Here is an 18,679-nt window from a genome sequence, read left to right as displayed (position 1 = left end):
GACATCCGGTGTGACCCGTGCCATATTTGAGGGGTGAACCTGTCAGACAGCCGGACAGCAGGACAGCCTGCGGAGTCCATCCGCGAGCAGTCCCCCGGAGCCCAGCCCCTGGCCCGGCTCAGCGCTTCCGAGGCGGTGTTCAACGCCATCCGTACCGACATCGAATCCGGTCAGGTACCGGTGGGCGGCAAACTCAGCTCCGAGGCCACCCTTGCCCAGCAGTACGGCGTCAGCCGCTCGGTCATCCGCGAGGCACTCCGCTCCTGCACCGCCCTGGGCCTGACCGTCACCAAGACCGGCAAGGGCACGTTTGTGGTCGCCAACAAAGTGGCCAATGACCTGACCCTCGGGCAGTATTCCGCGCGGGACCTTACCGAGGCCCGCCCGCACATCGAGGTTCCGGCAGCAGGACTGGCCGCCCAGCGCAGGACGGACGAGGAACTCGAGGCGCTGCGGCACATCGTCGCCGCCATGACCACGGAAACGGACCCGGAATCCTGGGTTGCCCTGGACTCCAGCTTCCACGCCGCCATCGCCCGCACCAGCGGCAACAAGGTGTTCGAAAGTGTCATCGCGGAGATCAGGGACGCGCAAGCCCACCAGTCGGAAACCCTGAACATGGTGGCCGACCGCCAGCACGCGTCGGACATCGAGCACCAGCAGATCCTCGCCGCCATCGAGGCCGGCTCCGCCGAAGCGGCAAGCCAGGCTATGGCCGAACACCTGCGCGCTGTGGGCGTTGCCCTCGATTCCATCCTTAACAAGTAGCCCTAGGACTCCATGCCAGCCCCTGCCCTTTCCGCTGCCCAGACTGCTGCCCCCGGCACCGCCGAAGCAGGGACGCTCCCCCGGCACGCACCCCTGGTGGTCGCCACCCGCGACGGCCTCGTGGAAAGCGTCCACTTCGGCTCGGCCATCGCCACCGCAGCCGACGGCTCGATCCTGGCGACGGCAGGCGACCCGCTGGCGCCGTTCTACCCGCGCTCTTCCCTCAAGCCCCTGCAGGCCGTGGCCATGGTCCGCGCCGGCCTGAACCTCCCCGCCGACCTGCTCGCCCTGACCGCAGCCAGCCACTCCGGCGGAGCCAAACACCGCGGCGGCACCCAGCGCATCCTCGCCCTGCATGGGCTTGCTGTGGGCGACCTCGAGAACAGCACCGACCTGCCCTACGGCACCAGCGAGCGCGAGGACTGGCTGCGCACCGGCTTCCGCGCCACGCAGCTGACCCAGAACTGCTCCGGCAAGCACGCCGCCATGGCCGCCACGTGCGTCATCAACGGCTGGCCGGTCAAGGGTTACCTCGATCCGTCCCACCCGCTGCAGCAGCTGATCGCCGCCACCGTCACCGAGCTGGCCGGCGAGGAGGCCTTCGCCCGCAGCACGGACGGCTGCGGGACGCCCCTCTTCGCCCTCACTCTCCGCGGCATGGCCCGCGCGTTCGGCGCCATCGCGGCGGCCGCCACCGCGATTACCGTCGTCAGCACCTCCGACGACGGAGGGACCGCCCCACTCCTTGCGGAAGCCGCCGTCGGACTCGCCATGCGGCAGCACCCTGACATGGTGGCCGGCGATCGCCGGGACGTCACGGAACTGATGCGGCTGCTGCCCGGCTCTGTGGCGAAGGACGGTTTTGAAGGTGTGCAGCTCGTCGGCCTGCCGGATGGCCGCGCGATTGCCGTCAAGATTTCCGACGGCGGGGACCGCGCCCGGATGCCCGCCACCGTCCACGTTCTTGAATCCCTCGGCGTGGACACCGCGCCGCTCGCTGGCATCGCCACCGCGACTGTCCTGGGCGGCGGCCGCACAGTCGGGCTTCTCCATGCCACCGATTTCCTGTCCAAACCCGTCAACGAAGCCCCGTAAGGACACTCCATGACACATTCCCCCATTACGGACCACACGGTCCCGCCCCAGGCGCATGCCACCGAGGCGGCCCTGCACGCGGAGGACAAGGGGTATCACAAGAACCTCAAACCGCGGCAGATCCAGATGATCGCGATCGGCGGCGCAATCGGCACCGGCCTGTTCCTCGGCGCCGGCGGCCGCCTGAACGCCGCCGGCCCGTCCCTGGTCATCGCCTACGCCGTCTGCGGCTTCTTCGCATTCCTCATCCTCCGCGCCCTCGGCGAACTCGTGCTGCACCGCCCCTCGTCAGGCTCGTTTGTCTCCTACGCCCGCGAATTCTTCGGCGAGAAAGCCGCGTTCGTTTCCGGCTGGTTCTACTGGATCAACTGGGCCACCACCACCATCGTGGACATCACCGCCGNTTCCTACGCCCGCGAATTCTTCGGCGAGAAAGCCGCGTTCGTTTCCGGCTGGTTCTACTGGATCAACTGGGCCACCACCACCATCGTGGACATCACCGCCGYCGCGCTCTACATGAACTTCTTCGGCAACTACATCCCCTGGATGGCRGMCGTCCCGCAGTGGGCCTGGGCCCTGATCGCCCTGATCGTGGTCCTCGCCCTGAACCTCGTCTCCGTCAAGGTCTTCGGCGAACTCGAATTCTGGTTCGCCATCATCAAGGTCGCCGCCCTCGTGGTCTTCCTCATCGTCGGCACCTACTTCGTCATCTTCGGCACCCCCGTCGACGGCCAGCCCGTGGGCCTCAGCCTCCTCTCGGACAACGGCGGAATCTTCCCCAACGGCCTGCTCCCCATGATCATCCTCATGCAGGGCGTCCTGTTCGCCTACGCCTCCATCGAACTCGTCGGCACCGCCGCCGGCGAAACCGAAAACCCCGAAAAGATCATGCCCAAGGCCATCAACTCCGTGGTCTTCCGCATCGCCGTGTTCTACGTCGGCTCCGTCATCCTCCTCGCCCTCCTGCTGCCCTACACCTCCTACGAAAAGGGCGTCAGCCCGTTCGTGACGTTCTTCGGTTCCATCGGCATCCAAGGCGTGGACGTCATCATGAACCTCGTCGTCCTCACCGCCGCCCTCTCCTCGCTCAATGCGGGCCTATATTCCACCGGACGCATCCTCCGCTCCATGTCCGTGAACGGCTCCGCCCCCAAGTTCGCCGGCCGCATGAACAAGGCCGGCGTCCCCTACGGCGGCATCGCCATCACCGCCGGAGTCTCCCTCCTCGGCGTCCCCCTGAACTACCTCGTTCCCGCCCAGGCCTTCGAAATCGTCCTCAACGTCGCCTCCGTCGGCATCATCATGACCTGGGCCACCATCGTCCTCTGCCAGATCCAGCTCCAACGCTGGGCGAACAAAGGCTGGCTCAAACGCCCCTCCTTCCGGATGTTCGGCGCCCCCTACACCGGCTACCTCTCCCTGCTCTTCCTCGCCAGCGTCCTGGTCATGGTCTTCATCGACTCACCGCTCACCATGCTCGTCACCGCCATCGCCTCCGTCCTGATGGTGTTCGGCTGGTACGCCTGCCGCCAGCGCATCCGTGAAATCGCCGAAACCCGCGAAGGCTTCACCGGCACCGCCCCCGTCATCGCCAACCCACCCGCGGAGGCCTTCAAGAAGTAACGCCCTGCCGGCCAGCCGGCCGTGGCGTCCGACGGCGGCACCTGGGTTCTGTTTCCACGGAACCCAGGTGCCGCCGTCGTCACTTCCGCAGTCCTCTTGACGCCTGACCGGCGCAGGTCTAACGTCGGCCGCATCCTGCTGTTTCAACGTCGAACCCAGATAAGGAGCACCAGAGTCATGCCGGAATTCATGGATGTTCATCGCAACATGGTCGGAATAACCCAGGAAGCACTTCGCGAGGCCCATAACGCCGATCTTGCCATCCAGAGCGACGAGAAGGTTGACTTCAAATCTGCTTGGGCCGATCCCGAGTCGGGCCTGGTTTACTGCCTGTCGGAGGCCCCGTCTGCGGACGCTGTTCGGCGTATCCATGAGCGCGCAGGCCACCCCGCCGACGAGGTCCACCCCGTTCCAATCAAGGTCTGAACAGGCAGCAGAGTCCGACGGCGGCACCCAAGTTCCGTGGACACGGAACCCAGGTGCCGCCGTCGTACATTCCGTAATGCAACGCTCCCGCAACCCTTCGCCGAGGGCTGATCGCCTATGCTCAGCAGAGCGCGTCACAGCGCTTTTTGCAGTTCAACGACGAAGCTTAATGACCCGTTCAATGACGAACCACCCGGGAGACACGGCATGACCAACTGGCGCATCAGGGATTTCCATTCAGCAGACCTGGACGGGATCCTGCACCTCTGGGAGTCGCTCAAGGCCACTGATGTGGAGCCCGTCTATGCCCTCTCCGAGGTGCTGGCATCCTGCGAAAAGGACCACGCGGTGGTGGCGGTGCAGGGCGATCAGGTGGTGGGCGCCGCCGTTGGACGCGCCGCGCATGACCAGGGCTGGATCGTCTTCCTGGCCACGCTGCCTGAATACCGCGGGCGCGGGATCGGCACCTCGCTGCTCGCCGCCGTCGAAAACCGCATGGCCCCGCACGGCCTCAACAAGCTCTCCGCGCTGATGCCGGAAGCGGAAACCCGGGTGGAGGCGTTCCTCAGCCGCGGCTTCGCGCTCAAGAAGAACCTGCGCTATTTCGAGCGGACCATCCCCGTCCAGCGCCAGGAACTGGGGGCGCTGGGCCAGTTGGGCGGCCGGATCCTCGCCAGGGACCTGTGGGAGAACGTGGCCGGGATGCGCAAGGAAAAGGAACTCCTGGAACGCCGGCTGGTCCTGCCCCTCGCGGAGGCAGACCTCGCCGATGAATACGGCGTCGTGCCGCCCCGCGCCGTGGTGCTGTTTGGCCCTCCCGGCACCGGCAAGACCACGTTTGCGAAGGCCATCGCGTCCCGGCTCGAGTGGCCGTTTGTGGAGGTTTTCCCGTCCCGGCTGGCCTCCGATCCCAAGGGCCTCGCCGGCGCCCTGCGCGAAACGTTCCTCGAAATCGCGGAGCTGGAGCACTGCGTGGTGTTCATCGACGAGGTGGAGGAGATCGCCTCCCAGCGCTCGGGCGAACCGCCGTCGCCCCTTCAGGGCGTCACCAACGAGCTCCTGAAGATCATCCCGGCGTTCCGCGAACAGCCCGGCCGCCTGCTGGTCTGCGCCACAAACTTCATCCGCGCGCTGGATACCGCCTTCCTGCGCCACGGCCGGTTCGACTACGTCATCCCCATCGGCCTCCCTGACCGCCAGGCCCGCGAAGCCATGTGGCAGCGCTTCATCCCGGCCACAGTCGTGGACGATGCCGACGTGGAGCTCCTGGTGGAACGGACCGAGGGGTTCTCGCCCGCGGACATTGAGTACGCCGCCCGCAGCGCCTCCCAGCGCGCGCTGGAAAAGGCAGTGTACGACGACGGCGGCGCGGCTTCCGCGGGCAGCGTTTCAGTCCGCGAGGCGGTCCGGAAGGGGCCTTGCACCGAGGACTACCTCGACGCGATCGGCGATACCCGGACCACCGTGAGCCAGGAGGTCCACGAGCAGTTCCTTGAGGACATCGACGCACTGGGGCGGGTCTAAACCCCGGGCCCAGGGCGCGAACGGACACTTAAGCCCCCGCGCACGAACGGCTCTACACTTCCGCGGCGCCCCTGGAGGTCGAGTCCTTGCGGGTTGCTCCTGGCCGCTGAGTTATGCACATAGGCATTCATCCTCGCGGTCATTGTCAGACCCTGCTGGGATGCTTTGATTATGGATAGCAGAGCAGCTGTGGCGACGGCGGAGGCCCTTTCGGCGTCCTTCGCAGGGCTGGCTTCTGCGATCCGTGAAGGTGCCGAAGCCTCCGGTCCCTGGGAGGCTGATCCGTCGCGCCGGGTGGCGGGTGGTTTCCTGGACGGGCTGGCCGAGATCTCACGTTTGGACGCGAAAAGTGCCGCCCTGAAGGTCTGGCTGGCTGCCGGTTACAGCGCCGCTGCCGAGGCCCTGGCGGGTCCGGCCGAGTCGCCGCAGGACCACACAGGTCAGGAGATGGCCGTCGTCGCTGAGGTCGCTTGCGCCCTGACGGTGAGTGAACGCAGTGCCGGTGCCCTGCTCGCCGAATCCCATGTACTGACCACGGCCTTGCCGCTGACGTTCGCGGCATTGCAGGCCGGGACGATTTCGTGGCAGCACGCCCGGATCATGGTCGACGAAACCACCAACCTTGACCCCACCGGGGCGCAGGGGTTGGAGGCACATTTCCTGGACCCCTTCGTCGTGAATCCGGCACGTGGCCGCGCCGGTGAGCTCATCCCCGGCCGGTTCCGGCACAAAGCCCGGACCTGGCGGGAGCGGCACCACCCGGTCAGCATCGAAAAGCGCCATACCAGGTGTGCCGCAGACAGACGGGTGGAGTATGCCCCGGACCGGGACGGTATGGCCTGGCTCTCCGCCTACCTGCCCGCGGATCAGGCCGCGGGGATCTGGGACCGTACCACCGCCGGCGCCCGCGCCCTCCAAGGCCCCCATGAGGACCGGACCCTCACTCAGCTCCGCGCCGACACCGTTGCCACCTGGCTCCTCGGCGGAAACGCGGACTGCATCAGCGGCGGAACAAGCGGCATCACCGGCGGAACCGATCTCAGCTCTGGCCGGGAATCAGTCGGCGTGGGTGGCGGTGTTCCGTCGCCGCGGGCGCAGGTGCTGATCACGGTCCCGGTGATGTCGCTGCTGGGCCTCACCGATGAACCCGCAATGTTGGACGGGTACGGGCCGATCCCGCCGTCCATGGCCCGCCACCTCATCGCCGACGGCGCCGAATCCTTCCACCGGGTCCTGATCGATCCCCGCGACGGCGCACCCTTGGAGATCGGGCGAAAAAGCTACCGAGTGACGAAAGCCCAACGCCACTGGCTCCGCCTACGGGACGGAAAGTGCCCGTTCCCCGGCTGCAGCAACCACTCCCTCGACAACGAAGCCGACCACATCCTCGCCTGGGCCAAAGGCGGTAGCACCGGCATCAGCAATCTCGGCCAGCCCTGCCACAAACACCACAGACTAAGACACACCACCGGCTGGACACCCAAAGCAGCCACCCCCAACGAACCACCCAGCTGGACATCACCCACCGGCCGCCACTACCAAAGCGAACACCCCGACTGGGAACCACCCCCCTGGCCACCTCAGGTGAGACAGGTGCTGGGTTATCAGGATCCTGACTGTCCACTGTCCGACGACAACCGGCCCGAAAGCACCCTGCCTTCAAGTACTCTGCCCGAAGGTCTGTTCCCTGCAGACCGCTCGCCGGCGTGGGCCCAGCTGCGGACAGCCCTCGAAGAACCGGGGCCACCTCTGTCGGTAGCTGACTTTCTCTGGTTGTCAGCGCAGCCGGTCCCCAGTCGAGCGGCACGCTGACGCCTTATGCAGCACCGCCGAAACCTTCGTCTCGGAGCCATCTGCACTCTGGATCAGGACACTGACCCGGCGGTAATCTTTGACCCATGTCCTCAAACCCCCTCCGGCACGCATTCTCCCGCATGGGCGGCCGGGATCCCCATGAGAAGCACCGGGCCGCGACCCCGCTGGAACTCTTTTTCGACCTGACCTTTGTTATTGCCTTCGGGGTTGCCGGCAGCCAGTTCGCCCACCAGATTGCGGAAGCCCACTTCGGCGCCGGGCTGCTCGGATTCTCCTTCGCGATGTTCGCCGTGATCTGGGCCTGGATCAATTTCACCTGGTTCGCCAGCGCCTACGACACCGACGACTGGGTGTTCCGCGTGGTCACCATGGTCCAGCTTCTCGGGGTGCTGATCCTGGCCATGGGCATTGAGCCGATGTTCCACTCGCTCGTGGAGGGCGACCACGTGGACAACGCCGTGATGGTGGGCGGCTACGTGATCATGCGCCTGGCCCTGGTCTTCCAGTGGCTGCGCGCGGCACGGCAAGATCCGGCACGCCGGCAAACGTGCCGGCGGTACGCCACGTACCTTGGCGTGGTGCAGCTCGGCTGGATCGCGGTGCTCATCATTGAGGCGGACATCCTGACCACGTTCCTCGTGGCTGCGCCCCTGTTCATCCTGGAAATGGCCACACCCTACGCCGCGGAGCGCAGCATGCGGACCCCGTGGCACGCGCACCACATAGCCGAGCGCTACGGACTACTCGCCATCATCGCCCTTGGCGAATGCCTGATCGGGGCGATCGAAACCCTACGCGCCATTGTGGCCCACCATGGCTGGAGCGTCGACGCGGCGCTGGTGGGATTCGGCGGAACGGCCCTCGCGTTCAGCATGTGGTGGATCTACTTCATCCTGCCCGCCGGCCCGGCCCTACATTTCCAGCGCCACCGCTCATTCTTCTTCGGCTACGCGCACATGCCCATCTTCGCTGCCATCGCCGCAACTGGCGCCGGGTTGCACGTGGCGGCCTACTATGTCGACCATGAGGCCCATATCAGCGCCGCCGTGGCCGTGGCCAGCATCGCGGTCCCCGTGGCGCTGTTCAAAGTCTCCCTGACCTGGCTCTTCAGCATCATGATCTGCGTGGACCGGACCGTCATTGCCGTGGCGGCCGGCGTCGTGGCCGCGCTGGCTGGCAGCGTGGGACTTGCCACGGCCGGGGTCTCGGTGCCGATCTGCCTGCTTGTGGTTGTGCTGGCGCTGGGCGTGTCGATTGTCATTGATGAGAAGCGCGGCACCGAACGAATGAACTCGGCCCTGGAGCAGATGAAAGCAGGAGCCTAAGAGGCTCCATCTGGCCGGCTGGCCGCCGTTTCCGGGGCCGGGACAGGCTCCGCGGTTGGAGCGTCGTCGTACGTCAGGTTCTCGTAATCCGTGTCGTCTTCGTCGTCGAGCCTGTCGTCCAATTCCTTCAGCAGCCAGGGATTAACCCGCGCAAGGATCTTGCGGACTTCCTCGACGTCGACGGCGGCATACAGCACCGGACGGGCATCCCGGTACTTGGTGACCGGCGGCTTGTCCGGCCACTTCGCGGCCAGAGCCCTGACGCGTTCGGGCAGGGAGTTGTGGGCATTGTCCGCGATCTTCACGAGTGCCGCGTCGTGGTCCTCGGCAATGAAGTGCATCCCGGCCTGATAGTCATCGGGGTTATCGTGCAGCCTGTTGGTGACCCGCTCGATGATGTCCGCTGCCCGCTCGGAAACGCCCATGTCCAGCAGTGCCTGCCGCGTGATGGGAGTGTCCTCGGCAATGTCATGAAGGTAACCGGCAATCCGGATATCGTCGTCGAAATCTGCCAGGGCATCACCCACCGCAATCACGTGGTCACGGTAGGGCCTCTTGAGCTTGTCCTTCTGCCGGTTATGGGCCACCTCGGCCAGGACTCGCGCCGTCTCGACAGTGAATCGCGGTTGAGGGATTTGTGCTTCAGTGAATTCGGGTGCCGACATAGCTCCAGCCTACGCGTAGGGCAGCCAGTGACCTCACGTCGGCGGGGCCGCAAGCGTCCGTTCGCGCGCTGCTTACGGGCCGGTCCAGACCCACGGTTCCCGCGGGAGGTCGGCCGGGCGGAACTCTGCGAGTGCGTTTTCGAGCGTCCCGGCCGGCAGCCCCAGGGACTGCAGGATGAGGTTCCGCACGTCAGCTGCGGAAACGCCGGTACGGGCGAGATCGGCCAGCGTCACGGCGCCGTCGCGCTTGGCCAGCCGGGCGCCGTCGGAATTCACCACCAGCGGCACATGCGCATATTCCGGGACAGGAATATTCAACAGCGACGCAAGATATGCCTGCCTCGGCGTGGACGGCAGCAGGTCATCGCCCCGCACCACCTGGTCGACGCCCTGCGCGGCATCATCCACCACCACGGCAAGGTTGTAGGCAGTCACGCCGTCGTTGCGGCGAAGGACAAAATCGTCCACCACGCCGGTGAAATCACCGTGCAGAAGGTCCTTTACGGTGTATTCCGTTGCCTCGGCGCGAAGCCGGATGGCGGCAGGCCGGGTGGAGCGTTTGAACTCCAGCTCGGCAGGATCGAGGTCCCGGCAGGTGCCCGGATACGCACCCTGCGGCGCGTGCGGCGCGGACGGCGCGTCCTGGATTTCGCGGCGCGTGCAGAAGCATTCGTAGGTAAGGCCCGCAGCAGCCATCCGGCCGATCGCTTCGGCGTAGACGGCGCCGCGGTCCGTCTGGCGCACGACGGCGCCGTCCCACGTCAGGCCCACGGCCTCCAGATCGCGGAGCTGCTCCGCCTCCGCGCCGGCCCGCGCCCGGTCAAGGTCCTCGACGCGCAGCAGGAAGTCGCGTCCCGTGGACCGGGCGAACAGCCAGGCGAGCATCGCGGTGCGGAGGTTTCCTACATGCAGTTCGCCGGAGGGGCTGGGGGCAAAGCGGCCGGCAGGGGTCATGGACCAACCCTAGTCCGGACAGCACAAGAGCCCCTCAGCTACCGATGACTTCGGGGGTCCGACGTCGGTGGCTCAGGGGCTCTTGCCGTGTGTGCAGAATGACCGTGCTGTGAACAAGTGTCAATCAGCGGCGTCCTCCTTGCGGGAGGCGGTGTCCAGTTGCCGGGTGGTGTGCCGGTGCTCCTGTAGCCTGCGGGATTCGGCGGTAGCCTTAGTCCTTGTTGCCACAATTTGAGCAGACGCCATACAGTTGGCACAACCGACATGCATTTTATTGGTCAGTCTGACTAATAACAGCCACAAAATCCGACAGGAACTGATCAGATTGCAGCAATTGGACGCCACGGACAAACGCATCCTCAACGCCCTGGACGAGGACCCCCGCGTGCCCATCATGGTGCTGGCCCAGCGGCTGGGCCTGGCGCGCGGGACGGTCCAGTCGCGCCTGGAGCGGATGACGGCGTCGGGCGCCCTCCGTCCCAACAGCAGCCGCGTGCTCCCCTCCGCCCTGGGCAGGGGTGTGGCGGCGGCCGTCAGCGCCGAACTGGACCAGAGCCACCTCAACGAAGCCATCGCGGCCCTGCGAGAAATCCCCGAGGTCCTGGAATGCCATGCCCCTGCCGGCGACACCGACCTGCTGATCCGCGTGGTGGCCACCAGCCCGGACGACCTCTACCGCGTGTCCGAGGAGATCCGGCTCTGCCCCGGCATTGTCCGGACGTCCACCAGCATGTTCCTGCGTGAAGTCATCCCGTACCGCACCACCGGGCTGTTGCTGGACTGAGTTCCGCCTTTCCGGGCACGCGCACAACCCCGCACGGGGAGCTCTCCCCATCGCCCTCGCGGACGCATCGCAGCTAGGCTGGCACGGGAATCCATTCAGGGGGAAACATGGCGGGGAACTTTTACGGCGGCGACGTGGCCCAGCTGCGGCAGCTCGCCAAGGACCTTGCAGGCGGCGCCACCAGGTTGAGCCTGCTCGGCCAGCAGCTCAGCAGTGTCATCAGCACCGGCGCCTGGAAAGGGCCCGACGGCGAGCGCTTCCGCAGCGACTGGACGTCATCGTTTATGTTGCTGCTGAAGTCCGCAACGGCCGGGCTGGAGTCGGCCTCCAGGTCGGTGCTCGCCAACGCCGACGAGCAGGAGAAGGCCAGCGACGGTGCCGGCTCAGGCGGTGGCTCCGGGAGTGGTGGCAGCGGTTCCGCGAACGGCGCTGCCCAGGACCTGACGGACCGGCTGAACGGCATGACCCCTGAAGAACGCCAGGACTACCTCGTCAGCGAGGAATTCAGGCAGTGGGCGCTCGAAAACCCCGAGGCCGCAAAGGCCGCCATGGATGCTGCCGCCGATTCCGGGCTGATCGACAAACGCTCCGAGGAATATGCGGATTTCCTCAGCGACTACTGGAACAACCAGGCAATGCTGGACATGGGCATCGACCCCGCGAGCTGGGACACCTCCAAAGGCACCGAACACAACTGGGAGACAATCAAGAAGGTCTACGACTTCTACGGCCAGGCGTACCTCTCCAACCCGGACCTGCAGTGGGCCGGCATGGCCAACATGATCGGCCCGTCCTTTGCGGGCGGTTTCAAGGACATGGCCATGCTGCGGGACCTCGCCCAGCAGATCGCGGACAATCCGGCTTCGGACATCCCGCTCCCCATCCTCGACCAGATCGAACAGCTCGCTGGCATGACCGACCAGGAGATCCGTTATTACGAGACCAGCATGCTGGATATGAACAAGGAGATCTTCCTGGACCAGGCCCGCCAGCATGAGGCCTATATGAACGGCGGCATCGAGGAAATCAACAGATTGCGGGACTCGGGTGCCATCGATACCGGTACCGCCGAGGAATGGGCCAAGATCGATTCCGGCGACCCGGACCTGATCCAGGAAGGCAACACCGCCCTCCTGTACCGCGAGCAGAACGAAATCATCGCGGACGATTACGACGACATGCGGATCCATCCTGGCGGAGAGGCCGTAACGTACATGGTCACGTTGGCTGGCGAGCCGTCCATACCGGGCGCAAAGAGCTACCCGGAAGTCTTTCCGTACACCTTCAGCGTGGAGAGCCCCGGCCCGGAAAACGTGCCCTTCACCAACTGGGACAACCCCACCCAGTTCCGCACCGACTTCACCACCGGCTTCCCGGATGGGAACATCTCCAACGCGGACCAGCGGTGGGAGCTCATCCGGCAGGACACCCTCCCGGCATACCAGAACCTCCTGGCGACGGATCCGGGACGTGCAGAGCAGATTATCGGTTCGGACTTCAACGACCGCGTGGAGCAGCACCGCCCCACCAACAACATCCCCGGCATCATGGACCGCTTTGTGGATGGCTTCGGCGCGGAGGTCCACCAGTGACGAGCACATGCCCAACCGCACCTCGGCGCCAGAGGCGGCGGCCCGCCGTCGTACTCCTCGCCCTGTCCGCTTGCCTCGCCCTGACGGGCTGCCAGATCAGTGGCACCACGCACGAACCGACCTCTCAAGGGAGCACCATGAGCACCTCGGAATTTTCCACCCTCGACGCTGCCGGCGTGGACCAGATCCGCGAATCCAAGACCGCACGGCTGGACATGAGCTCGGGAAAGCTGGAAAAGGCTGCTGTACGGGTCACGGAAGACAGCTATGGGCCCGAGATCAACACCAGGGACTCGGGAAAGATCAAGCTCACCATCGTTGCTCCGAGCGGCGAGATCACTGGGGAAACGGACCGCATCCGATTGAACACCACGAACAAGCGGCCGGACTTCAGCGAGGTCACCTACTTCCTCACCGCTGGCTCTCCTGACGAGTATTTTGAGCTCATCCGGGACGGTGTGGCGCGGTACGGGATCGACGCCGACTCCGCCGAACGCTGGATCGCCGGTGCCCAGCGGGACCCGGAACGAAAGACCGACTTCTCCATCACGTCGGGTACGTCAACGGGACTGGACGTGAACTACGACCTTCGGTACGACGGCGGCAAGGACACCCAGGTGATCATCGTCCACGTCCGCCCCACGGACTGAGGCAACGCAGGACGGACGCACCTCAAGGGCACACGCGCTACACCGGCGGACCGGCATTGGACTTCAGGTTCTTCATCACCAGCGTGGACGTCAGCCGCTCAACCCCGGGCAGTGACGTGAGCTCGGCGTCGTAGAAGCGCTGGTAGCCGGGCAGGTCCTCGGCGATGACCTTCAGCAGGTAGTCGGGGGATCCGAAGAGCCGCTGCGCCTCCACGATGTTCGGATTGTCCGCCACCCGGTTCTCGAAGATCTCCATGGTGGAACGGTCCACCTGGCGCAAAGTGACAAACACAATGGCCTCGAAACCCAGCCCGACGGCGGCCGGATCGATGTCCGCCTTGTAGCCGCGGATCACCCCCGACGTCTCCAGGTCCCGGAGCCTCCGGTGGCATGGCGCCACCGTGAGCCCGACCTTCGCGGCCAGCGCGGTGGCAGTCATTCGGCCATCCTCCTTGAGGTGGCGCAAAATATTCCTATCAATGTGGTCAATCACGCAAATATCTTACCAATTCTGGCTCGGTTCGAGCGAAAAGGGTAAGCACTTATGGCCCGAAACTTCATAGGTTTGTCCTGTACCTAATCGGACAGGAGCCCGCCATGAATCCCCAGTTATTTTTCGCCTTTGTGCTGGTGGCCGTCGCCCTCGCCTGCACCCCCGGCGTGGACTGGGCGTACTCCATCACTGCCGGTCTGCGGCAGCGCAGCTTCGTCCCGGCCGTGGCCGGACTGTGCGGCGGCTACATCCTGCATACGCTGCTGATGGTGGCGGGTCTCGCGGCCCTGCTGACCGGCCTGCCGGGTGTCCTGGGCTGGCTTACGGTAGCCGGCGCGGGCTACCTGTTGTGGCTGGGCATCAGCACCCTCCGCTCCTGGCGCGGGGCGTCCTTCAGTACGGCAGACGCCGTCGGGAAGCCCGCCAACCAGCTCCGCACCTTCTTTCAGGGCATGGGCACCAGCGGCATCAATCCCAAGGGGCTGCTGTTCTACGTGGCGCTGGTGCCGCAGTTCGTCAGCCCGGAGGCCTCCCTCCCGGTCCCCGTCCAGTCCGGCCTGCTGGGCCTGACGTTTGTCCTGCTGGCCGGGGCCGTCTACACCTGCGTGGCGCTGCTGGCCCGCAAACTCCTGCAGTCCCGGCCCGGCGCCGCGCGGACAGTCACCCTGGCCAGCGGCATCATCATGGTTGCCCTTGGCGTGGGGCTCCTCTCAGAGCAGCTGGTTCCGCTGGTTGCCGGGCTCACGCAGCAAACCTAGGCCTTGCGCTCCATGAACCATTCCGTGAACTCTGACGCCCGACCGTCCGGTTCAAGGCGGATGACCCACAGGTTGTCGTAGCTGGGACTATCGCCAAGGTAGTCCGTGAAACCCTGCACAAAGGCCAGCCCGCCGTCGGTCCCCAGCCTGCTATCCACCCCCAACAGCGTCCAGTCGAAGGTCCAGTTCCCGGGGTCGTCCTGCGCCTCCAGCCAGCGGTCCACGATCTGCTCGCGGCCCCGCCATGCGTCGGCATCATGCGGCCGGGTGGCGTAGACGGCTTCCTCGGTGAACAGCGCCCTGATGTCCTCCGGTTCGTTGGAGGTCCACGCCGCGATGTACTTTTCCATCCAGGACCGCACTGCGTCGCTCATGCCTCCGTTGGACTCGGGGGCGGCCTGGTTCACAAGGCAAGTCCACAAGGCAAGTCCACAAGGCAAGTCCCTAAGGCCGCCCGCACCCGGAGCCTATTTCCCGTCCAGGTTTTCCCACTCCTGCTCCCACAGCCGGCGCTCGTCGATGTCCTTGCGGATGACTTCGAACGTTTCCAACTCCGCCGGCCGGCCGCGGAGCCAGTCCCGCGGGTTGAGGGATTTGCGGCCGTTGTCGAGCACCAGCAGGGCACGGTCCGTGAGGGCGTCGCTGCGGAGCACCACGTCTGTTTTCCGACGGCGGAGCACCTCCTTCAGGGCCTCGTGCGCCTTTGCGTGGGCGCCGAGCCGCCGGAGCGCACGCCCGCGGAGCAGCAGCAGGGCCGCCGAGAGGTCGTCGGAGTTCAGCAGCCCATCGGTCCAGATCACCACTTCCTTGTCGCGTCCCAGCGCGAACGCCAGTGCGCAGCGGGCCAAGGCTGACGGCAACGACGGCGGCAGCCCGGCCACCGTCTGCAGCGCGGCTTCCAGCTGGCCCGTCTCCCGCAGGGAGTGCGACAGGGCCAGGAAGACCGATTCCTGGCTGAACAGCACGGGGACCTCGATGCGCTCGGCAACCTCCACCCGGGTGACCACGCGCGTGAGATAGGTGGCCGCATACTGGTTGGCGTCGTCGTCGTTCCTGATGGACAGGCCGCGCTGGAGGAGTTCGGACGCGCGCAGGTAGCCGCCGTGCTGGTAGGCCAGGAGCCCGGCCATAACGGAGCAGAGCCCCGCCCAGCCCGAATAAGCGCGCCCCACGGCGATGAGCCGCTCCGGTTCCCTGCTGGTGAAGATGGCATCATGCACGGCTTTGACCGCTTTTCCAGGCATCCGCTTGAGCCTGGGGACCTCGCCGTCCACGGCAATCAGCGCGGCATCCCGGCCGCCCAGCACTCCGCGGACCAGCCCGCCCACACTGCCGGCGAGCTCCCGGACGGGGCTCTGCAGGTGGACGTTCCCGAACGGCGTCAGGTCACGGGTGTCCCGGTAGATCGGTCCTCTGGCATCCCCCGCGGTCATCTCTCCATGCTACGTGGCGGACCTATATGCACGCCCTACGTGGCCGCCGCGACCCAGAGCCCGATCACCCAGGTGCTGGCCGCCAGGCACGCCAGCCCAAACTCCACCAGCATGCCGAGGCCGGTGGCCTTCAGAGCGGCCCAGCTGGTGGTCGTTGCCGTGCCGAGGTTCCGGGTGCGGAGGAATTCGCTGAGAAGCAGGCCCGCGGCAAAGCCCACAAAAAGCCCCATCACAGGGATGACGAACATGCCGGCCACGCCCGCCGCCAGGCCGATCACCACGCTGCGGTTGGGAATGCTGTGCTCCCTGAGTTTCCGTCCGGTCAGCACGGCGCTGGCGGCCATGCCGGCCAGCACAAACACGATTCCCACGGCGAAGACCACCCAGCCCGTGGTTCCGGCACCGCCCCAGATGGCCCACGCCAGCAGGCTGAGCCCGATCAGGAAGCTGCCGGGCAGGATGGGGATGATGGTGCCCGCCACCCCCACCAGGATCGCCAGGCCGCACAGGATGCTCACCACGGTTTCGGAGTTCATGAGCCCCAGTTTAGGGTGGCGCGGCGGTTAGCCCGGCAGCTTAACGCCCGACGGCGGTGCCTCCCCTGCGCGGGGAGGCACCGCCGTCGGACGTTGTGTCAGGTCGTGGCTGCGGAGGTTACTCGGCGTCCACGGCGGCGGCTACGGCGGCCGTCACTGCCGGGGCAACGCGCGGATCCAGCGGGCTGGGCACGATGTAGTCCACCGACAGGTCAGCCTCGGCGAGTTCCGCGATGGCCCGGGCTGCTGCCAGCTTCATGGCAGGCGTGATCCGCCGGGCGCCGGCGTCCAGCGCGCCGCGGAAGATTCCGGGGAAGGCCAGCACGTTGTTGATCTGGTTGGGGAAGTCACTCCGGCCGGTGGCCACCACTGCGGCGTACTTGGCGGCGACCTCGGGGAGGACTTCGGGGTCCGGGTTGGAGAGGGCGAACACGATGGAATCGGCGTTCATCAGCTTCAGGTGCGCCTCGTCCAGCTTCGAGGAGGAAACCCCGATGAACACGTCGGCGCCGAGCAGCGCTTCTCCCGGGCCGCCCGTGACACTGCGGGGGTTGCTGCGCCCCGCCATCTGGGACTTTTTGCTCTGCGGGTCGGCGGCGATGTCGGCCCGCTCCCGGTTGATGACGCCCTTGGAGTCGAGCAGGACAACATCCGTGATGCCGGCGGCGAGCAGGATTTCGGCCACAGCGATGCCGGCGGCTCCGGCGCCGGAGACCACTACGCGGAGGTCTGCGAGTTCGCGGCCGGTGACCTTGGCGGCGTTCGTCAAGGCGGCGAGGGCCACCACGGCGGTGCCGTGCTGGTCATCGTGCATGACCGGGCAGTCCAGGGCTTCGATGAGCTTCTCTTCGAGCTCGAAGCAACGGGGGGCCGAGATGTCCTCGAGGTTGACCGCGCCGAAGCTGGGGCGGAGACGGACCAGGGTTTCCACGATCTCGTCAACGTCCGTGGTGTTCAGGACCAGGGGAATGGAATCCAGCTCGCCGAAGGTCTTGAACAGGGCGGACTTGCCCTCCATCACGGGCAGTGAAGCGGCGGCCCCGATGTTGCCCAGGCCCAGCACTGCGGTGCCGTCGCTGACCACAACCACCAGGCGCTGCGCCCAGGTGAGGGTCTTGGCGAGTTCCGGGTTGTTGTGGATGGCACGGCTGACCTCGGCCACCCCGGGGGTGTAGGCGATGGACAGGTCGCGCTTGTTGGACAGCGGGACCGTGCTGGTCACCGAGAGCTTCCCGCCCTGGTGGGCGTCGAAGATCTCGGCTTCGGTCAGGGCGGTGGCTGCTGAATTGTCGGTGGGTGCGATTACGTCAATGGACACGTCGTTGTCTCCTGGGGCTAGCCGTGGGCGCACGGCGCAGAAAGGCTCAAGCACAGGGAGGCTCAAGGTGGAATTCGTCGCTTCTTGGGCCCAGAGGTGGCGGGCCCGGGGTGAAGCCCTTGCAGATGCGGGTTGCCGGCCACTCCGGTCCTGCCATAATAAGCAGCGCCCACGCCCCGGAAAGTGCATTCGACGCTCCGGGACCGTGCCAAATCGTTTGATCAGGCCGTTTTGTGAGCCACGTCACGGCATAAAGACGTATTTATTGGCTTACTGGTCTAGACCAGTTACGCCGATCGGTGGGCCGCACGGGCCCCGGCAGCCACCGGAGCAAGCAAGGTGCAGGCCTTTTTCAGGTCCTCTTCGGCCTCAAAGAGCGAAAGCCGGCGGTTGCGGACGGACTGGACCAGACCAGTGACGGTCAGCAGGAGCACGCGGGCCGCTACGGCGTCGTCGGAGGCGGTGGCTACAGCCGCTTCGCTCAGGGCATCGATTTCATGCAGGAGTGCCGTGGTGTCCTTGTCCTTGAGGTACACGCAGCGGGTCAGGCACTGTTCGACTGCCGGCTGCATCACCCGCATATGGAAGATCTCCATCACCACCCCGGTGAGGGCGCGGCCACCGAAGCTGGCCGCTGACGTGCGGGCCCTGCCCTGAAGCTCGTCCAGCTGCTGGCGGTAGAGGGACAGCATCAGGTGGTTGGCCGTGGGGAAATAGCGGTAGACGGTGCCCAACGGCACGCCGGACTTTTCCGAAATTTCCGCGAGGTCCACGGACTCCAGCCCTTTGCGGGCAAACCCTGCGGCAGACTCAAGGACGCGCGTGTAGCGCAGCCGCTGACGCGGCGTGGAGGGCCGGGCGGCCATGGACGGATGGGCTGAAAGGGTCTCGGGCATCAGGATTCCGGGGTTGTGTTGTTA

The 18,679-nt window shown here is 66.1% G+C and carries 19 protein-coding genes and 1 pseudogene; 12 read left to right on the top strand and 8 right to left on the bottom strand.

Going from position 1 to position 18,679, the window contains the following annotated elements; all coding sequences use genetic code 11:
* The first annotated feature begins 33 nt into the window (after positions 1–33).
* The 8 genes and pseudogenes from ASG77_RS05180 to ASG77_RS05150 all read left to right on the top strand — a co-directional run bounded on the left by ASG77_RS05180 (position 34) and on the right by ASG77_RS05150 (position 8,576).
* Positions 34–768, top strand: coding sequence for a FadR/GntR family transcriptional regulator (locus ASG77_RS05180; protein ID WP_056341999.1), 735 nt, complete (start codon positions 34–36; stop codon positions 766–768).
* A gap of 12 nt (positions 769–780) precedes the next feature.
* Complete coding sequence (locus ASG77_RS05175) at positions 781–1,863, top strand: asparaginase (protein ID WP_056341996.1); 1,083 nt, start codon at positions 781–783, stop codon at positions 1,861–1,863.
* A 9-nt stretch (positions 1,864–1,872) separates the two neighbouring features.
* Positions 1,873–2,266, top strand: a pseudogene (locus tag ASG77_RS22455) (amino acid permease); the annotation flags it as partial.
* A 1-nt stretch (position 2,267) separates the two neighbouring features.
* Positions 2,268–3,486: amino acid permease (locus ASG77_RS05170; protein WP_235564330.1), on the top strand; the 1,219-nt coding region annotated here is incomplete at its 5' end.
* Between the two features lie 177 nt (positions 3,487–3,663).
* Complete coding sequence (locus ASG77_RS05165; RefSeq protein WP_056341990.1) at positions 3,664–3,912, top strand: SCO4226 family nickel-binding protein; 249 nt, start codon at positions 3,664–3,666, stop codon at positions 3,910–3,912.
* Positions 3,913–4,119: 207 nt separating this feature from the next.
* Complete coding sequence (locus tag ASG77_RS05160) at positions 4,120–5,436, top strand: ATP-binding protein (protein ID WP_056341987.1); 1,317 nt, start codon at positions 4,120–4,122, stop codon at positions 5,434–5,436.
* A gap of 171 nt (positions 5,437–5,607) precedes the next feature.
* Entirely contained in the window at positions 5,608–7,248 is a 1,641-nt protein-coding gene (locus ASG77_RS05155; RefSeq protein ID WP_082575851.1) for an HNH endonuclease signature motif containing protein, read from the top strand.
* A gap of 86 nt (positions 7,249–7,334) precedes the next feature.
* Positions 7,335–8,576 carry a low temperature requirement protein A gene (locus ASG77_RS05150; RefSeq protein ID WP_056341982.1) on the top strand — a complete coding sequence of 414 codons (1,242 nt, stop codon included), beginning with the start codon at positions 7,335–7,337 and terminating at the stop codon, positions 8,574–8,576.
* Here ASG77_RS05150 and ASG77_RS05145 read toward each other — a convergent pair.
* Together ASG77_RS05145 and gluQRS are read right to left on the bottom strand one after the other, a co-directional pair.
* Complete coding sequence (locus ASG77_RS05145) at positions 8,573–9,241, bottom strand: bifunctional (p)ppGpp synthetase/guanosine-3',5'-bis(diphosphate) 3'-pyrophosphohydrolase (RefSeq protein WP_056341979.1); 669 nt, start codon at positions 9,239–9,241, stop codon at positions 8,573–8,575. The genes ASG77_RS05150 and ASG77_RS05145 overlap by 4 nt on opposite strands.
* Positions 9,242–9,313: 72 nt before the next feature.
* Positions 9,314–10,195 (bottom strand): tRNA glutamyl-Q(34) synthetase GluQRS, encoded by an 882-nt coding sequence (gene gluQRS / locus ASG77_RS05140; RefSeq protein WP_056341977.1) that lies wholly within the window; start codon positions 10,193–10,195, stop codon positions 9,314–9,316.
* A 325-nt stretch (positions 10,196–10,520) separates the two neighbouring features.
* Here gluQRS and ASG77_RS05135 point away from each other — a divergent pair, with 325 nt between their 5' ends.
* From ASG77_RS05135 to ASG77_RS05125, 3 genes are all read left to right on the top strand, one after another.
* Positions 10,521–10,979, top strand: coding sequence for an Lrp/AsnC family transcriptional regulator (locus ASG77_RS05135; RefSeq protein WP_200950662.1), 459 nt, complete (start codon positions 10,521–10,523; stop codon positions 10,977–10,979).
* Between the two features lie 107 nt (positions 10,980–11,086).
* Positions 11,087–12,571 carry a WXG100 family type VII secretion target gene (locus ASG77_RS05130; protein WP_056341974.1) on the top strand — a complete coding sequence of 495 codons (1,485 nt, stop codon included), beginning with the start codon at positions 11,087–11,089 and terminating at the stop codon, positions 12,569–12,571.
* Positions 12,568–13,221, top strand: a complete 654-nt coding sequence (locus tag ASG77_RS05125; RefSeq protein WP_056341971.1) for a hypothetical protein — start codon at positions 12,568–12,570, stop codon at positions 13,219–13,221. Before ASG77_RS05130 ends, ASG77_RS05125 begins: the two co-directional genes overlap by 4 nt.
* Positions 13,222–13,258: 37 nt before the next feature.
* On the opposite strand, the gene ASG77_RS05120 is transcribed toward ASG77_RS05125, so the two are convergent.
* Positions 13,259–13,714, bottom strand: coding sequence for an Lrp/AsnC family transcriptional regulator (locus ASG77_RS05120; RefSeq protein WP_082575850.1), 456 nt, complete (start codon positions 13,712–13,714; stop codon positions 13,259–13,261).
* 104 nt (positions 13,715–13,818) lie between these two features.
* On the opposite strand from ASG77_RS05120, the gene ASG77_RS05115 reads away from it, so the two are divergent.
* Positions 13,819–14,472: a LysE family translocator gene (locus tag ASG77_RS05115; protein WP_056341965.1), complete on the top strand. Its 654-nt coding sequence runs from the start codon at positions 13,819–13,821 to the stop codon at positions 14,470–14,472.
* Here the strand turns inward: ASG77_RS05115 and ASG77_RS05110 are convergent.
* The 5 genes from ASG77_RS05110 to ASG77_RS05090 form a co-directional block, all read right to left on the bottom strand.
* On the bottom strand, positions 14,469–14,846 hold the full coding sequence (locus ASG77_RS05110) for a nuclear transport factor 2 family protein (RefSeq protein WP_056342153.1): 378 nt from the start codon (positions 14,844–14,846) through the stop codon (positions 14,469–14,471). The genes ASG77_RS05115 and ASG77_RS05110 overlap by 4 nt on opposite strands.
* 93 nt (positions 14,847–14,939) lie before the next feature.
* Entirely contained in the window at positions 14,940–15,905 is a 966-nt protein-coding gene (locus ASG77_RS05105; RefSeq protein WP_056341962.1) for a hypothetical protein, read from the bottom strand.
* Positions 15,906–15,940: 35 nt separating this feature from the next.
* On the bottom strand, positions 15,941–16,441 hold the full coding sequence (locus tag ASG77_RS05100) for a DUF456 domain-containing protein (protein WP_056341959.1): 501 nt from the start codon (positions 16,439–16,441) through the stop codon (positions 15,941–15,943).
* Positions 16,442–16,559: 118 nt separating this feature from the next.
* Positions 16,560–17,759, bottom strand: a complete 1,200-nt coding sequence (locus ASG77_RS05095; protein WP_056341956.1) for an NAD(P)-dependent malic enzyme — start codon at positions 17,757–17,759, stop codon at positions 16,560–16,562.
* Positions 17,760–18,046: 287 nt separating this feature from the next.
* A complete protein-coding gene (locus ASG77_RS05090; protein WP_056341952.1) occupies positions 18,047–18,655 on the bottom strand; it encodes a TetR/AcrR family transcriptional regulator in 609 nt (202 codons plus the stop codon).
* Positions 18,656–18,679 lie beyond the last annotated feature (24 nt).

Origin of the sequence: Arthrobacter sp. Soil762, from assembly GCF_001428335.1 — a bacterium.
In the GTDB taxonomy this organism is placed as follows: Bacteria; Actinomycetota; Actinomycetes; order Actinomycetales; family Micrococcaceae; genus Arthrobacter.
Note: the sequence above shows the minus strand (reverse complement) of the source record. Positions and strands in the feature narration are given on the sequence as shown.

What these genes read in the sequence shown, in the direction of transcription:
- ASG77_RS05110 (WP_056342153.1), bottom strand. Translation starts at nt 14,846, where the DNA reads ATGAGCGACGCAGTGCGGTCCTGGATGGAAAAGTACATCGCGGCGTGG.
- ASG77_RS05130 (WP_056341974.1), top strand. Translation starts at nt 11,087, where the DNA reads ATGGCGGGGAACTTTTACGGCGGCGACGTGGCCCAGCTGCGGCAGCTC.
- ASG77_RS05160 (WP_056341987.1), top strand. Translation starts at nt 4,120, where the DNA reads ATGACCAACTGGCGCATCAGGGATTTCCATTCAGCAGACCTGGACGGG.
- ASG77_RS05165 (WP_056341990.1), top strand. Translation starts at nt 3,664, where the DNA reads ATGCCGGAATTCATGGATGTTCATCGCAACATGGTCGGAATAACCCAG.
- ASG77_RS05150 (WP_056341982.1), top strand. Translation starts at nt 7,335, where the DNA reads ATGTCCTCAAACCCCCTCCGGCACGCATTCTCCCGCATGGGCGGCCGG.
- ASG77_RS05155 (WP_082575851.1), top strand. Translation starts at nt 5,608, where the DNA reads ATGGATAGCAGAGCAGCTGTGGCGACGGCGGAGGCCCTTTCGGCGTCC.
- gluQRS (WP_056341977.1), bottom strand. Translation starts at nt 10,195, where the DNA reads ATGACCCCTGCCGGCCGCTTTGCCCCCAGCCCCTCCGGCGAACTGCAT.
- ASG77_RS05100 (WP_056341959.1), bottom strand. Translation starts at nt 16,441, where the DNA reads ATGAACTCCGAAACCGTGGTGAGCATCCTGTGCGGCCTGGCGATCCTG.
- ASG77_RS05090 (WP_056341952.1), bottom strand. Translation starts at nt 18,655, where the DNA reads ATGCCCGAGACCCTTTCAGCCCATCCGTCCATGGCCGCCCGGCCCTCC.
- ASG77_RS05115 (WP_056341965.1), top strand. Translation starts at nt 13,819, where the DNA reads ATGAATCCCCAGTTATTTTTCGCCTTTGTGCTGGTGGCCGTCGCCCTC.
- ASG77_RS05105 (WP_056341962.1), bottom strand. Translation starts at nt 15,905, where the DNA reads ATGACCGCGGGGGATGCCAGAGGACCGATCTACCGGGACACCCGTGAC.
- ASG77_RS05175 (WP_056341996.1), top strand. Translation starts at nt 781, where the DNA reads ATGCCAGCCCCTGCCCTTTCCGCTGCCCAGACTGCTGCCCCCGGCACC.
- ASG77_RS05145 (WP_056341979.1), bottom strand. Translation starts at nt 9,241, where the DNA reads ATGTCGGCACCCGAATTCACTGAAGCACAAATCCCTCAACCGCGATTC.